15 protein-coding genes are annotated in these 12,580 nt (G+C 67.6%); 8 read left to right on the forward strand and 7 right to left on the reverse strand.

The annotated features are described in order from the left end of the window. Both FN976_RS19960 and FN976_RS19965 read left to right on the forward strand, forming a co-directional pair. Nucleotides 1-888, forward strand: a complete 888-nt coding sequence (locus FN976_RS19960) for a DMT family transporter (protein WP_145894827.1) — start codon at nucleotides 1-3, stop codon at nucleotides 886-888. After that, a complete protein-coding gene (locus FN976_RS19965) occupies nucleotides 885-1,304 on the forward strand; it encodes an acyl-CoA thioesterase (RefSeq protein WP_145894828.1) in 420 nt (139 codons plus the stop codon). The genes FN976_RS19960 and FN976_RS19965 overlap by 4 nt, the downstream gene beginning before the upstream one ends. Before the next feature lie 9 nt (nucleotides 1,305-1,313). Here the strand turns inward: FN976_RS19965 and FN976_RS19970 are convergent, their stop codons facing one another. From FN976_RS19970 to FN976_RS19980, 3 genes are all read right to left on the reverse strand, one after another. After that, a complete protein-coding gene (locus tag FN976_RS19970; protein WP_145894829.1) occupies nucleotides 1,314-2,303 on the reverse strand; it encodes a Bug family tripartite tricarboxylate transporter substrate binding protein in 990 nt (329 codons plus the stop codon). Between the two features lie 136 nt (nucleotides 2,304-2,439). Continuing rightward, nucleotides 2,440-3,327: a transglutaminase-like domain-containing protein gene (locus FN976_RS19975; protein ID WP_186511039.1), complete on the reverse strand. Its 888-nt coding sequence runs from the start codon at nucleotides 3,325-3,327 to the stop codon at nucleotides 2,440-2,442. 76 nt (nucleotides 3,328-3,403) lie between these two features. After that, the gene (locus FN976_RS19980; RefSeq protein ID WP_145894831.1) at nucleotides 3,404-3,988 is read right to left on the reverse strand and encodes a peroxidase-related enzyme; all 585 of its coding nucleotides are present in this window, start codon (nucleotides 3,986-3,988) and stop codon (nucleotides 3,404-3,406) included. Between the two features lie 89 nt (nucleotides 3,989-4,077). Between FN976_RS19980 and FN976_RS19985 the strand changes: the two genes are divergently transcribed. After that, nucleotides 4,078-4,458, forward strand: coding sequence for a carboxymuconolactone decarboxylase family protein (locus FN976_RS19985; protein ID WP_145894832.1), 381 nt, complete (start codon nucleotides 4,078-4,080; stop codon nucleotides 4,456-4,458). 1 nt (nucleotide 4,459) lies between these two features. On the opposite strand, the gene FN976_RS19990 is transcribed toward FN976_RS19985, so the two are convergent. Next, the gene (locus FN976_RS19990; RefSeq protein ID WP_145894833.1) at nucleotides 4,460-5,005 is read right to left on the reverse strand and encodes a PAS and helix-turn-helix domain-containing protein; all 546 of its coding nucleotides are present in this window, start codon (nucleotides 5,003-5,005) and stop codon (nucleotides 4,460-4,462) included. 100 nt (nucleotides 5,006-5,105) lie between these two features. Here FN976_RS19990 and FN976_RS19995 point away from each other — a divergent pair, with 100 nt between their 5' ends. From FN976_RS19995 to FN976_RS20015, 5 genes are all read left to right on the forward strand, one after another. Continuing rightward, on the forward strand, nucleotides 5,106-5,804 hold the full coding sequence (locus FN976_RS19995) for a CoA transferase subunit A (protein WP_145894834.1): 699 nt from the start codon (nucleotides 5,106-5,108) through the stop codon (nucleotides 5,802-5,804). A 16-nt stretch (nucleotides 5,805-5,820) separates the two neighbouring features. After that, nucleotides 5,821-6,459, forward strand: a complete 639-nt coding sequence (locus FN976_RS20000) for a 3-oxoacid CoA-transferase subunit B (protein WP_145894835.1) — start codon at nucleotides 5,821-5,823, stop codon at nucleotides 6,457-6,459. Then, nucleotides 6,456-7,835, forward strand: coding sequence for a CoA transferase (locus tag FN976_RS20005; RefSeq protein WP_145894836.1), 1,380 nt, complete (start codon nucleotides 6,456-6,458; stop codon nucleotides 7,833-7,835). The genes FN976_RS20000 and FN976_RS20005 overlap by 4 nt, the downstream gene beginning before the upstream one ends. A 131-nt stretch (nucleotides 7,836-7,966) precedes the next feature. After that, nucleotides 7,967-8,497, forward strand: a complete 531-nt coding sequence (locus FN976_RS20010) for a hypothetical protein (RefSeq protein WP_145894837.1) — start codon at nucleotides 7,967-7,969, stop codon at nucleotides 8,495-8,497. Nucleotides 8,498-8,640: 143 nt separating this feature from the next. Then, the gene (locus FN976_RS20015; RefSeq protein ID WP_145894838.1) at nucleotides 8,641-8,928 is read left to right on the forward strand and encodes a hypothetical protein; all 288 of its coding nucleotides are present in this window, start codon (nucleotides 8,641-8,643) and stop codon (nucleotides 8,926-8,928) included. Nucleotides 8,929-8,937: 9 nt separating this feature from the next. Here FN976_RS20015 and FN976_RS20020 read toward each other — a convergent pair whose 3' ends face one another. The 3 genes from FN976_RS20020 to FN976_RS20030 form a co-directional block, all read right to left on the reverse strand. Continuing rightward, on the reverse strand, nucleotides 8,938-9,801 hold the full coding sequence (locus tag FN976_RS20020; RefSeq protein WP_145894839.1) for a DMT family transporter: 864 nt from the start codon (nucleotides 9,799-9,801) through the stop codon (nucleotides 8,938-8,940). A 166-nt stretch (nucleotides 9,802-9,967) separates the two neighbouring features. Beyond that, on the reverse strand, nucleotides 9,968-10,558 hold the full coding sequence (locus FN976_RS20025) for a DNA-3-methyladenine glycosylase (protein WP_145894840.1): 591 nt from the start codon (nucleotides 10,556-10,558) through the stop codon (nucleotides 9,968-9,970). Then, the gene (locus tag FN976_RS20030) at nucleotides 10,551-12,401 is read right to left on the reverse strand and encodes an ABC transporter ATP-binding protein (protein ID WP_186511040.1); all 1,851 of its coding nucleotides are present in this window, start codon (nucleotides 12,399-12,401) and stop codon (nucleotides 10,551-10,553) included. The genes FN976_RS20025 and FN976_RS20030 overlap by 8 nt, the downstream gene beginning before the upstream one ends. Nucleotides 12,402-12,580: the final 179 nt, after the last annotated feature.

Genomic DNA, 12,580 nt, shown 5'->3' on the forward strand with positions numbered 1-12,580 from the left:
GTGTTTGGCGGCATCCTCGCCGGCCTCGCGGCCGGCGCCCTGTGGGGCCTCGTCTTCGTCGCGCCGCGCATGGTGCAGGGCCCTTCATCGGTCGATCTCACGGCGGGCCGCTTCCTGGCCTATGGCGCGGTGGCACTGATGGTGATGCTGCTGGCCCGGCGCCGGTGGCCGACCGCGGGGCAGGCGCTGTCCGCCCTGGGCATGAGCGTGCTCGGCTTCACGGGCTACTACCTGCTGCTGGTGCTGGCGATCCGCGACGCCGGCACCGAAGTGCCCAGCCTCATCATCGGCACGATCCCGCTCTGGGTGATGCTGCTCGGCAAGCCCGGGCACCTGCGTTGGGCCGCGCTCGTGCCCGGCTTGCTGCTCACCGTGGGTGGCCTCGTGCTGATGATGGCGTCGCCGCACGAAGCGGCCGGCCCGGCGCCGCAGCCGCACTACCTGCGCGGGCTGTTGCTGGCAGCCGCGTCGCTCGCGTGCTGGACGGCTTTCGCGTTGCTGAATTCCGCCTGGCTGAAGCGCCACCCGGAGGTGAACGCCACCGACTGGGCCAACTGGCTCGGCCTGGCCACGGGCGCCGGCGCGCTGCTGCTCTGGATGGCGGCCGGGTCACCCGCGCAGGCGATCGCCGCGCAGCCCGACTTCGGCTTGTTCGTGTTCCTCTGCATCGCCACGGGCTTCGGCTCGGCCTGGCTCGCCACCATCCTCTGGAACGTCGCGAGCCAGCGCTTGTCGGCCAGCCTGTGCGGACAGCTGATCGTCAGCGAAACCCTCTTCGCGCTCGCTTATTCTTTCGCCTGGGACGCCCGCTGGCCGACCCCGGCCCAGGCGGCCGCCTGCGTGCTGTTCACGCTCGGCATCCTCGCATCCATCAAGGCCCACCGATGAAGTTCGACATCCCGGAAAAGAAGAAGCTGGTGTACGAGACGCGCATCCCCATCCGCTGGGGCGACATGGATGCGATGGGCCACGTCAACAACACGACGTATTTCCGCTACCTGGAGACCTGCCGCATCGACTGGATGCGCTCCATCGGCTGCGAGATCGATCCCAAGGGGGAGGGTTTCCTCATCATCAATGCCTTCTGCACCTTCCACAGGCAGCTGGAATACCCCGGCGACGCGCTGGTGAAGATGTATGCCAGCGACCTGGGGCGCAGCAGCTTCGAGAGCTGGGCGACGATCGAGCGCGTGGACCAGCCCGGCGTGATCTGCACTTCGGGTGGCGCCACGACCGTGTGGGTCGATTTCCCCGCACAGAAGTCCGTGCCGATCCCGCAGTGGCTGCACGCCCATCTGACGTGAGCGAGTCCCTCAGTCCAGCTTGACCCCCAGATCGACGGCGGTCTTGATCCACAGCGGAACATCCCGCTCCCAGTCCCTGCGCGTTTCCACGAGGTTCTTGGGCTTGTTGGGGATGGCGAACGACTCGCGCAGCTTGGCGGAGCGCTCCGTGTTCGCGCCGTCCACCGCCACCTTGGACAAAGCCTGCAAGACCTTTTCAGGCGTGCCGCTGCGCGCGACCAGCGGCAGGCCGCCTTCCAGCGTGACCAGCCGGGACGTCATGCCCTGCTCGGTCAGTGTCGGCACGTCGGGCAGCTTGGGGCAGCGGTAGGAACCCGTCACCCCGAGCGCACGCACGCCCCGGCTCTGGACGGTGTTGAAGGCCTGGTAGCTCCCGATGGCCGTCTGGACCAGGCCGGAGGCCACGTCGATCCACATCGGGGATTCGCCGCGGTAGTGCACCGAAGTGAGCTTGGTGCCTTCCGACCGGTTGAGCTGGTCGGCCACCATGTGCGGATACGAGCCCGGCGCGTAGGTGCCCATCGACATGGGGGAGCGCTTCGCCTGCTCGACAAATTCCTTGATGTTCTTCGCCGTCACTTTCTCGGTGACGCCCATGATCAGGGGCCCCGATGGGAACACGGCCACCGGTGTGATGTCCTTGTCCAGGTTGTAGGGCAGCTTGGCGTAGAGCACGCGGTTCTGCCAGACGGTGCCCGACGTGGTCATGAGCAGCGTGTAGCCGTCCGCGGGCGCCTTGACCATGGTGTCGATGGCGATCATGGCGCCGGCCCCCGGCTTGTTTTCCACCACCACCGGCACCTTCAGCGCGGCCGATGCCTGATCGGCGTAGAGGCGTGCGTAGGCATCGGTCAGGCCACCGGGGGGAAAGCCCACGATGATCCGGATGGTTTTGTTGGGCCAGGCGCCCTGGGCGGCCACGTGGGGGACAGCGACCAGTGCAGCGCCGGTGCCGAGAACCTGCAATGCGCGGCGGCGCGAGGGATGGGTGTGGGTCATGGTGGCCTCCTGCCTGTTTGTCAGAGGCCAGTCTAGGGAGTCGCGCACGGACCGGTACGCGGGCAAACACCAAGCCGCGGCCTGCACCGCGGGACCAAGCCGCGGCCTGCACCGCGGGCGGCGGCGCCATGGCCGGTCAGTTTTCCGGCGCGGCAGTCGGCTCGAAGTCGGGTGTGGCGCCATGCCCCGCCTGCGCGGGCACCTCGACCGGTTTGTCACGCAGCGCATGAACGCGCCGGTTCACCAGGCGCGCGCCGATCATCCATTTCACGCGCCCAGCCAGGCTGAGTCGCTGGCGCACGTAGGCCACGGACGAATAGAACTGGTAGGGGTCGTCGAAAGCGCCCCAGTCGTGCAAGGGCATGCTGTCCGGGTCGCTCACCGTGAACTGGCCGAACGAGCTGGTGCGGCCGTCCCACTGGATGCTGCCGTCGCGATGCATGCCATAGCCCAGTTTGCGGCCCTCGATCTTCAGCCGCGCCTTCGCCGCCATGGCCAGTCGCGGATCCACCACATGGCTGTCCAGCGCCAGCCATTCGTCGTCGAGCAAGACCTCGATGTAGGCGTGCTCGATCGGATGGCCGCCCAGGTCGGCGATGCCGTACAGGAAGTCGGGCTTCATCGTGACGAAGCGCATGCGCGACGGGATGCGCAACGACCGCAGCAGCGCCAGCATGAGCGTACTCTTGGTGTGGCAGTCGCCCTTGCCGGCGCGCAGCACACCGACCGCTGAGGTCCCGGTGCTGTCGGCGATGCAGCCGAAAGGCATGGCGCGCAGGTGGGCGAAGCACGCCAGCGCCTGGTCGCGCGGGGTGGCCTTGAGCGAGGTGAGCCGCTTGGCCAGCAGCCGGATTTTGGGGTGGTCGTGCAGCAGCAGGGGCGTGTTCACCAGCCAGCGGTCCTCGTGCTCGTCCTTCAGGGTGCCGATGAAGGAGGGCGCAGGATGGCTCGAAGGGCCGAAGCCGCTGTCGACCTTGACCGGTTGCCCGTCGGCACCCTTGCGCGGATAGAAATCCAAAGACATCCAGGACTCTCCAAAAAAATTCCGCCCAGCCAACCCTACGCAGCGCATGGCTGGCTGGATTCAGGCACGCCGGGGTTCACTTCGCCCTGGGCACGCGCCCCATCAGGTAGAACTCGGGGTTCGGCATCATCCCTGAGAAGCTGGCGATGCGGTTCGACATGCCGAAGAACGCCGTGATCGCCGCGATGTCCCAGATGTCCTCGTCGGAGAACCCATGGGGATGCAGCGCGGCGAAATCGGCCTCCTCGATCTCGTGCGAGCGCAGGCAGACCTTCATCGCGAAGTCGAGCATGGCGCGCTGGCGCGGCGGGATGTCAGCCTTGCGGTAGTTCACCGCCACCTGGTCGGCCACCAGCGGCTTCTTCTCGTAGATCCGCAGGATGGCGCCGTGCGCGACCACACAGTACAGGCATTCGTTGGCGGCGCTGGTGGCGGTCACGATCATCTCGCGCTCGCCCTTGGTGAGGCCGCTCTCGCGTCCGACCACCTCGGGCGTCATCAAGGCGTCGTGGTACGCGAAGAACGCGCGCCATTCGGCCGGCCGGCGGGCCAGCCCCAGGAACACGTTGGGCACGAAGCCGCTTTTCTCCTGCACGGCCAGGATGCGCTCGCGCATGTCGTCGGGCAGGTCCTTCAGTTCGGGGGCGGGGTAGCGGGTCATGGCGTCTCCTTCGATGACGCTAGCGTAGCGTGCTTTTGCCGTGGACCCGGCGGCCTTATGCTCGCGGCTTCCATTTCCCGGAGGCACCGATGCAGCTCCCGCAAGACCCCGAATTCCAGGCCGGCCTGGCCACCCGCCGTGCGGTGCTGGGCGAGCCCTACGTGCAGGCGGCCCTGGACAAGGCGACCGATTTCACCGCCCCGTTGCAGGAAGCCGTGACGCGCCATGCCTGGGCGAACACCTGGCAGCGCACCGGCATCGACCTGCGCACGCGCAGCATCGTCACGGTCTCGATGCTGGTGGCGCTCGGCAAGATGCATGAACTGAAGACGCACGTGCGCGGCGCGCTGAACAACGGGGTGACGCCGGCGGAGCTGCAGGAGATCTTCCTGCACGCCTCGGTCTACTGCGGCTTCCCCGCCGCGGTGGATGCATTCCGCAACGCGGCCGAAGTGATCGACGGAAAGTGAGTCAGGCCCCGGCCATCAGCTTGTGCACCAGGTCGGCCGTGGTGTTGGCCTTGTACTTGCGCATCAGCCGCGCGCGATAGATCTCGACCGTGCGGTGGCTGATGGCCAGCGACTTGCCGATCTCCTTGGAGGTGAGCCCGTCGAGCAGCCGCGCCGCCACTTCGCGCTCGCGGGCGGTCAGCTCGGCCTTCACAGGCCGTTGCGCGCTCAGGTCCTCGAACGACCAGATCCCGGACTCGTGCGGGTCCTCGCGGTTCAGCGCGCGCCCGCTCACGTGGCACCAGAACACCTCGCCGCTCGCCCGCTTCATGATGCGGTCGTCCGCATAGTGCCCCTTGGCGTTCAGGATGGGCGCCATGCGCGCGCCCAGCCGCTCGTACTCATCCACGGTGGGGTAGAGCACCATGAACGATTGGCCGACGAGCGCCTCCCTTTCCCAGCCGAACATCTCGCACAATTGGACATTGCAGTCGACGATGGCGCGGTTGCGTGACAGGCACAGCCCCACGGGTGCCAGGTCGAATGCAAGCCGGTAATCGACGTCCATCGGGTCAGTCTCTACGAATTACTACGTAACGTGTTAAGTAGTATCGTAGCGGCCAATCCGGCGCCTGGACCCCGGGTTTCTCAGCATCAGGAGCTCCTTCGTGAACAAGATTTACCCCAACGCGGCGGCGGCGCTCGACGGCGTCGCCAAGAGCGGCCAGCTGCTGGCCGTCGGCGGCTTCGGCCTGTGCGGCATCCCCGAGGCGCTGATCGAAGCGCTGAAGCAAAGCGGCGCGAAGGACCTCACGGTCATCTCCAACAACGCCGGCGTCGACGGTTTCGGCCTCGGCAAGCTGCTGGAGACGCGGCAGATCAAGAAGATGATTTCGTCGTACGTGGGCGAGAACAAGGAGTTCGAGCGCCAGTACCTGGCGAACGAACTCGAACTGGAATTCACGCCGCAAGGCACGCTGGCCGAGAAGCTGCGGGCCGGCGGCGCCGGCATCCCGGCGTTCTTCACCAAGACGGGCGTCGGCACCATCGTGGCCGAAGGCAAGGAACTGCGCGAGTTCGACGGCGAGACCTACGTGATGGAGAAGTCGCTGGTGCCGGACGTCTCGCTGGTCAAAGCCGCCGTGGCCGACAAGTCCGGCAACCTGCGCTTCAACCTGACGGCGCGCAACTTCAACCCGGCCTGCGCGATGGCCGGCAAGGTCTGCATCGTCGAAGTGGAGAAGATCGTCGAAGTGGGCGAACTGGCCCCGGACGACATCCACCTGCCCGGCATCTACGTGCACCGCATCGTGCTGAATGCCACGCCCGAGAAGCGCATCGAGAAGCGCACCACCCGTCCCGCTTAAGGCAAGGAGTACTGATATGCCCTGGACCCAAGACCAGATGGCCGCGCGCGCGGCCCAGGAACTCGAGGACGGCTTCTACGTGAACCTCGGCATCGGCATCCCAACCTTGGTCGCCAACTTCACCGGCGACAAGGAAGTGTGGCTGCAGTCCGAGAACGGCATGCTGGGCATCGGCCCCTTCCCGACGGAAGCCGAGGTCGACGCCGACCTGATCAACGCCGGCAAGCAGACGGTCACCACCATCAAGGGCTCCGCCATCTTCGGCAGCCACGACAGCTTCGCCATGATCCGCGGCGGCAAGATCAACCTCTCGATCCTGGGTGCGATGCAGGTGAGCGAGAAGGGCGATCTGGCCAACTGGATGATCCCCGGCAAGATGGTCAAGGGCATGGGCGGCGCCATGGACCTCGTGGCCGGCGTCAAGCGCGTCATCGTGCTGATGGAGCACGTCGCGAAGAAGAAAGACGGGACGGAAGACCTGAAGATCCTGCCGCAGTGCACGCTGCCGCTGACGGGCGTGGGCGTGGTGGACCGGATCATCACCGACCTCGCCGTGCTGGACGTGACGCCGCAGGGGCTGAAGGTGGTCGAGCTCGCGCCCGGCGTCAGCTTCGACCAGTTGCAGAACAAGACAGGCGTCCAGCTGCTGCAGTGATCGCGGGCGACGCGCTCGCTTCGCTCTGGCAGCTCGCCGGGCTGCCAGGCGAGGCGCTGGGCTGCGCCACCCTGACCGGGCAGGACCCGGTCTACCCCTCATCTTTCGCCGTCGGCACCGCCGCGCAATCGACGATCGCCGCCGCGGCGCTGGCCGCGTGCGAGCTGGGGCACCAGCGCGGTGTCCCGCGGCAAGACGTCGCGGTCGACATGACGCACGCCGCGGCGGAGTGCCTGGGCTGGTTCAGCATCGACGGCGTCGTGCCCGAGCCCTGGGACAAGTTCTCCGGCCTCTACCAGGCGCGTGATGGCTGGGTGCGCGTGCACGCGAACTTTGCCCACCATCGCGATGGCGCCTTGCGGCTGCTGGGGTTGGACCCCGCCACCGCGGAACGGACGGATGCCGAGCGCGCATTCTCCAGATGGGCGGCGATGGACTTCGAGACCGCGGCCACGGAGGCGGGCCTGGTGACCGCGGCGCTGCGCACGTTCGAGCAATGGGATGCATCGGAGGCCGGGCGCGCGATCGCGGCGCAGCCCTTGATGACGTTCACGCGCATCGGCGATGCATCTCCGCTCGCGCTCCCTCGTCTTCACGAGACGCAGCGCCCGCTGGAAGGCATCCGCGTGCTCGATCTCACCCGCATCCTCGCGGGCCCGGTCGGCGGCAGGGCGCTGGCGGCGTACGGTGCCGACGTGCTGCTGGTGAATTCGCCGCACCTGCCCAACATCGAAGCCATCGCCGACACCAGCCGCGGCAAGCGCTCGGCGCATGTCGACCTGCGCACGGCGGAAGGGCGGCACGCCATGGACCATCTGGCCGCGGGCGCGCATGTCTTCGTGCAGGGCTACCGGCCGGGCGCGTTGGCCGGGCTCGGCTTCGGCGCCAAGGCCCTTGCCCGGCGCCGGCCCGGCATCGTCGCCGTCTCCCTGTCCGCCTATGGCACGCAGGGCCCCTGGGCCGGCAAGCGCGGCTTCGATTCGCTGGTGCAGACGGCCACGGGCTTCAACCATGCGGAAGCGGAAGCGGCCGGCCAGCCTGGCAAGCCGCGGCCGCTGCCGATGCAGATCCTCGACCAGGCCACGGGCTACCTCATCGCTTTCGGCGCGGCCGCAGCCCTCCACCGGCAGCAACGCGAAGGCGGCAGCTGGCACGTCGAGGTGTCGTTGGCGCAAACAGCCCAATGGCTCAGGCAGCTGAACAGGGTCGAGGATGGTTTCGCGGTGATGAAGCCGGCGCTGGCCCCCTACCTGGAGACCACCGAGTCGGGCTTCGGCACTTTGCAAGCATTGCGCCACAGCGCTCAGCTCAGCCGCACGCCGGCCGCATGGCTGCGCGCTTCCGAACCTCCGGGAAGCTCACGCCCGCAGTGGTAGCCCGCCGCTAGCGAGCCGGGAAGCCCGCTGACACCTGGTGGGCTGCTTGGCCTGCGGCCATGGATCGGCTGGCCGCCCATGATCGCCTCCATTCGATGCCGGCATGCGTCCGGTGAAAGGGAGCAGACACCATGAAATTCAAGATCGCCGCGCTGTGCGTCCTGGGCTTCGCCGCCTTCAACGCATCGGCTTGCTACACCGCCGACGACACGAAGAACCGCGCCGCCTACCAGGCGCTGGACGTGCCGGCGAACCAACCCCTCGTCTGCGCCCCCCTGGCCAGGGCGGATGTGGCGCGTCGCGCCGTGCCCGACGCGCAGCCCAACACCATTCGCTGGGAGGGCAACGCCCGGGCGGCGCAGCCCAGCACCGCGCCGCTGCTGACGGACCGTCGCACCGCTTCCTCGCTCAACCTGCCCCATAGCGTGTTGCAAGGCGAAATCGTCATGGTGCCCGCCCAGGCGGCGGCCCAGGTGCGGCTGCCGACCGTGACGGTCGTGCCCGCGGCCGTGGCCACTTCCCCTGTTTCGTCGGCTTCCACCGCCGTGATGGGCGCCGGCCCGGCCCCCCTGGCCAGCAAGGATGTCGTCATCACCGAGATGCGCGACCCGCCGATCACCATCGTGCAGCGCGGCCCGAACGTCGCGATCACCCAGCGATGACCGTTCGCTTCGCCCGCGCCGGCCGGCGCGGGCGAGGTCCCCGCTGACACGCCAATTGCTGCCTGGCCTGCAGAGCCAGGCCCTGGCGCCTTTATGATCGCGATCTCTACTGCTGGGGTGCGCCCGGCGCCAAGGAGCCGATCATGAAACTGAAAATCGCCGTGCTGTGCGCTCTGAGCTTCGCCGCGTTCAATGCGTCGGCCTGCTTCACCCTCTATGACCGGAATGCCCGCGTCATCTATCAGGGCCTCACGACCCCGATCGACATGCGCCCGCAGTTCCATCAGGTGCTGGACCGGACCCATCCTGGCGCGCACCTCGTGTTCGACGACTCGAACATCTGCACGCCGGTCGCGCTCCAGGGCGCAACCGTGGTTCAAACCAGCCAGGTCGTGGCGACCGGGACACGGGCCAAGCCCGACCGCAACTGAGGGCGGGCCTCAACCAGGTCTGGGCATGGGCCCGCGGAACACCTGGATCAGGCCCAGCACGATGGCAGCCATGCCGGCCAGCGCCAACGGCGCAAGCCGGTTGCCCAGCACCAGCCAGTCGAGCAGGGCCGTGCCCGCGGGCACCAGGTAGAACAGGCTGGTCACATTCACCAGGTTGCCTGACTGGATCAGCCGGTAGAGCAGGAGCGTCGCGCCGGTGATGACAAGGCCCATCCAGGCCACGGACACCATGAGCCCGGTGGACCATTCGACGCGGAGGTGCTGCGCCGGCAGCAATGCGACGCAAACCCCCAGACCAACCGCATATTGCAACGGCAGCACGTCCAGCGGCGCCTGGTCGCTGCCTTTCTGCAGCAGGGTGCCCCAGGTCATCGAGAGCAGTGCGGCCAGCGCGAACAGCAGGCCGGCCCCACCGAAGCGCGCAGCGCTCAAGCTGTCGTAGACCACCAGCGCGAGGCCGCCCAACGCGAGGACCAGCCCCAGCAACCGGCGCGGCGCCAAACCGGGCTCCGTCATCACCAAAGTCAGGATCGGCTGCACGCCCAGCAGCGTCGCCAGGACGCCCGGCGTGACGCCATGGTCCAGCGCCAGGAAGTAACAGGCCGAGTAGCTGCCCACCAGCAGGAGGCCCGTCTGGGCGACACGCCAGCGCGTGCCCGGCCGCGGCAGCCAGCGGCCCCGCCGGCCGGCCAGCAGGGACAGCACGGTGAGCGCCAGCGCGAAACGCAGCGCCAGGAAGGCGAACGCACTGGCGTGGGCCAGGCCCCATTTGGCAAACAGGGCGCCGCTGCTCCACAGCAGCACGAACAGGGCCGTGGGCGCGAACGCCCAGGCATTGGGAGAACGATTCATCGCATGCACCTCGAGAACGGCGCAACGTCCCGCCGGCGCGGGTCGGCGCACAAGAAAAGAAAAGGCGAGGGGAGGGTCTAGCGCGCAGGCGGCGGCGGAGTGCCGGCGCGCGCCAGGACGGCCGCGGGCGGGCTCGTCGGAGGTGCGATGCGATGAACGGCGGGGTTCATGCGCGGATGATAGCCGAGTGGGAAGGGAAACGCCTGCTCAGGAATTTCGATCCCGCCAGCCCGAATCTCCAGGGGACCTCCGCCGCCTTGCTGATCCCGATGCGGGGGCCGACCACCACATCGCGCGGGCCTTCAGCGGCCAGGACGCGAAACGGCTGGCGATCCAGCCGCATCCCGTTCATGGCATGGACGATCCCCAGCGCCTGGCCAACCCGCCCGGGGCCGGCGCAAAGCAGCTTCACATCCTCCAGGCCGCGGCGATCGCGCATCTCGGCGATGCCTTTCAAGGGTTCGATCGCGCGGATCAGCACCCCTGCGCCATGGCCACTTGCGCGGCACACGAAATTCAGGCACCAGTGAATGCCATAGGAGCGGTAGACGTAGGCCCGTCCTGGTGGTCCGAACATGGCCTGGTTGCGTGGGGTCGGGCCGGAATGGCTGTGGGACGCGGCGTCCTCGCGGTCGTAGGCTTCCGTTTCGACGATCATGCCGCCCACACCGTCCACGAGCAGCGTGGCTCCGATCAGAGTGACCGCAACTTCGGCCGCGTCACCGGCGAAATCCGCGGGCCCCAATGCCTTAGGCATAGTCGGGCTCGGCGACCTCTTCCTCGCCCAGGAACCCGCCGCTCTGGTGCGACCACAGCCGCGCGTACAAGCCGCCTTGTGCGAGCAACGAGCGGTGGTCGCCTTCCTCGACGATGCGGCCCTGATCCAGCACGATCAGCCGGTCCAGCGCAGCGATGGTGGAGAGGCGGTGCGCGATCGCGATCACCGTCTTGCCCTGCATCAGCGACTTCAGGCTCGCCTGGATGGCGGACTCCACCTCCGAATCGAGCGCGCTGGTGGCTTCATCCAGCAGCAGGATGGGCGCATCCTTCAGCATCACGCGGGCGATGGCGATGCGCTGGCGCTGCCCGCCGGACAGCTTGACGCCGCGCTCGCCCACATGCGCGTCGTAGCCGGTGCGGCCCTGCGGGTCGCGCAGGTGCGCGACGAAGCCGTCGGCCTGGGCGCGGCGGGCCGCGGCCACCACTTCGTCCTCGGTGGCGCCCGGCCGGCCGTACACGATGTTGTCGCGCAGCGAGCGGTGCAGCAGCGACGTGTCCTGCGTCACCATGCCGATGTTGGCGCGCAGGCTGTCCTGGGTGACCGCTGCGATGTCCTGGCCGTCGATCAGGATGCGGCCGCCGTCCAGGTTGTAGAAACGCAGCAGCAGGTTCACCAGTGTCGACTTGCCGGCGCCGGAGCGGCCGATCAGACCGATCTTCTCGCCAGGACGAACGGTGAGGTCGAGGTCCTTCACCACCGGCGTCTTGCCGCCATAGGCAAAGGTCACGTTCTCGAAGCGCACTTCGCCCCGTGTCACCGCCAGCGGCTGCGCCCCCGGGGCATCCACCACCTGGCGACGCCGGGTGAGGGTGGCGATGCCGTCCTGCACGATGCCGATGTTCTCGAACAGCCCGGCCATCGACCACATGATCCATTGCGACATGCCACCCACGCGCAGCGCCATGGCGGTCACGGCCGCCACTGCGCCGGCGCCCACCTGCCCCTGCGACCAGAGGGAAAGGGATTGCCCGACCACGCAGAGGATCAGGCCGACGATCAGGGCGTGGTTGAGGATCTCGAAGCTGGTGATCAGCCGCATCTGCGAATACCCGACTTGCGCGGTCTCGCTCAGGGCCTGCCGCACGAAAACCGACTCGCGGTGGGTATGCGAGAACAGCTTGACCGTGGAGATGTTGGTGTAGGCGTCGGCCATTCGGCCCGTGACCATCGCCTTGGCATCCGCGTAGGCCTTGCCGATCCTGCCCAGGCGCGGCACGAAGTAAGCGATGGAGCCGGCGTACAGCAGTGCCCAGGCGATGAAGGGCAGCATCAGCCGGGCGTCGAAGCCCCCGGCCAGCACGATGATGGTGAGGAAGTAGACGCTGATGCCGATCACGACTTCGGTGCCCGTGAACATGATTTCGCGCACGGCGAAACCCGTCTGCATCACCTTGGTGGTGAGCCGGCCGGCGAACTCGTCGGCGTAGAACGACATGCTCTGGCCGAGCATCAGCCGGTGGAAGTTCCAGCGCAGCCGCAACGGGAAGTTCATCGCCAGCGTCTGGCGCTTCATCAAGGCTTCGAAGGCGATCAGCGCGATGCTGGCGACGAGGATCACCGCGAAGGTGGTGAATGCGCCGCGGTGGGTCTGGAACAGCTCGGCAGGGGCAGTCTGTGACAACCAATCGACGATGCGGCCGAGCACGGAGAAAAGCCAGGCCTCGTAGGCGGCGATGCCCGCGCTCAGCAGTGCGAGGGCCAGGATGTAGCTGCGCATGCCTTCCGTGCAAGCCCAGAGGAAGGCGAAAAAGCCCTTCGGGAGGGCAGGCGGCTCGACTTCCGGATAGGGGTGGACGAGCTTTTCGAAGCGGCTGAACAACGGCGGCTTTCGCGAATGGGCTGGCGATCTTAATGAGCTTCCCATACCCGAGCAGGGCGGAGGCAAAGAAAAAGCCGGAAGCTTGAAATCGAAGGGGAAGGTGCTGTATAAAAGAACAGTATTCTAGCCACTCTTTCTCCTCAACTTTTCCCGTGTCTTCCCCTCGCCTGCGGCTTGCC

The sequence above is a fragment of the Caenimonas sedimenti genome, assembly GCF_007833165.1.
GTDB lineage: Bacteria > Pseudomonadota > Gammaproteobacteria > Burkholderiales > Burkholderiaceae_C > Ramlibacter > Ramlibacter sedimenti.

Excerpts from the sequence above, each read along its gene's own strand:
- FN976_RS20025 (WP_145894840.1), bottom strand. The coding sequence starts at position 10,558 with ATGCCTAAGGCATTGGGGCCCGCGGATTTCGCCGGTGACGCGGCCGAA.
- FN976_RS20010 (WP_145894837.1), top strand. The coding sequence starts at position 7,967 with ATGAAATTCAAGATCGCCGCGCTGTGCGTCCTGGGCTTCGCCGCCTTC.
- FN976_RS19980 (WP_145894831.1), bottom strand. The coding sequence starts at position 3,988 with ATGACCCGCTACCCCGCCCCCGAACTGAAGGACCTGCCCGACGACATG.
- FN976_RS20015 (WP_145894838.1), top strand. The coding sequence starts at position 8,641 with ATGAAACTGAAAATCGCCGTGCTGTGCGCTCTGAGCTTCGCCGCGTTC.
- FN976_RS20000 (WP_145894835.1), top strand. The coding sequence starts at position 5,821 with ATGCCCTGGACCCAAGACCAGATGGCCGCGCGCGCGGCCCAGGAACTC.
- FN976_RS20020 (WP_145894839.1), bottom strand. The coding sequence starts at position 9,801 with ATGAATCGTTCTCCCAATGCCTGGGCGTTCGCGCCCACGGCCCTGTTC.
- FN976_RS19975 (WP_186511039.1), bottom strand. The coding sequence starts at position 3,327 with ATGTCTTTGGATTTCTATCCGCGCAAGGGTGCCGACGGGCAACCGGTC.
- FN976_RS19985 (WP_145894832.1), top strand. The coding sequence starts at position 4,078 with ATGCAGCTCCCGCAAGACCCCGAATTCCAGGCCGGCCTGGCCACCCGC.
- FN976_RS19990 (WP_145894833.1), bottom strand. The coding sequence starts at position 5,005 with ATGGACGTCGATTACCGGCTTGCATTCGACCTGGCACCCGTGGGGCTG.
- FN976_RS19970 (WP_145894829.1), bottom strand. The coding sequence starts at position 2,303 with ATGACCCACACCCATCCCTCGCGCCGCCGCGCATTGCAGGTTCTCGGC.
- FN976_RS19965 (WP_145894828.1), top strand. The coding sequence starts at position 885 with ATGAAGTTCGACATCCCGGAAAAGAAGAAGCTGGTGTACGAGACGCGC.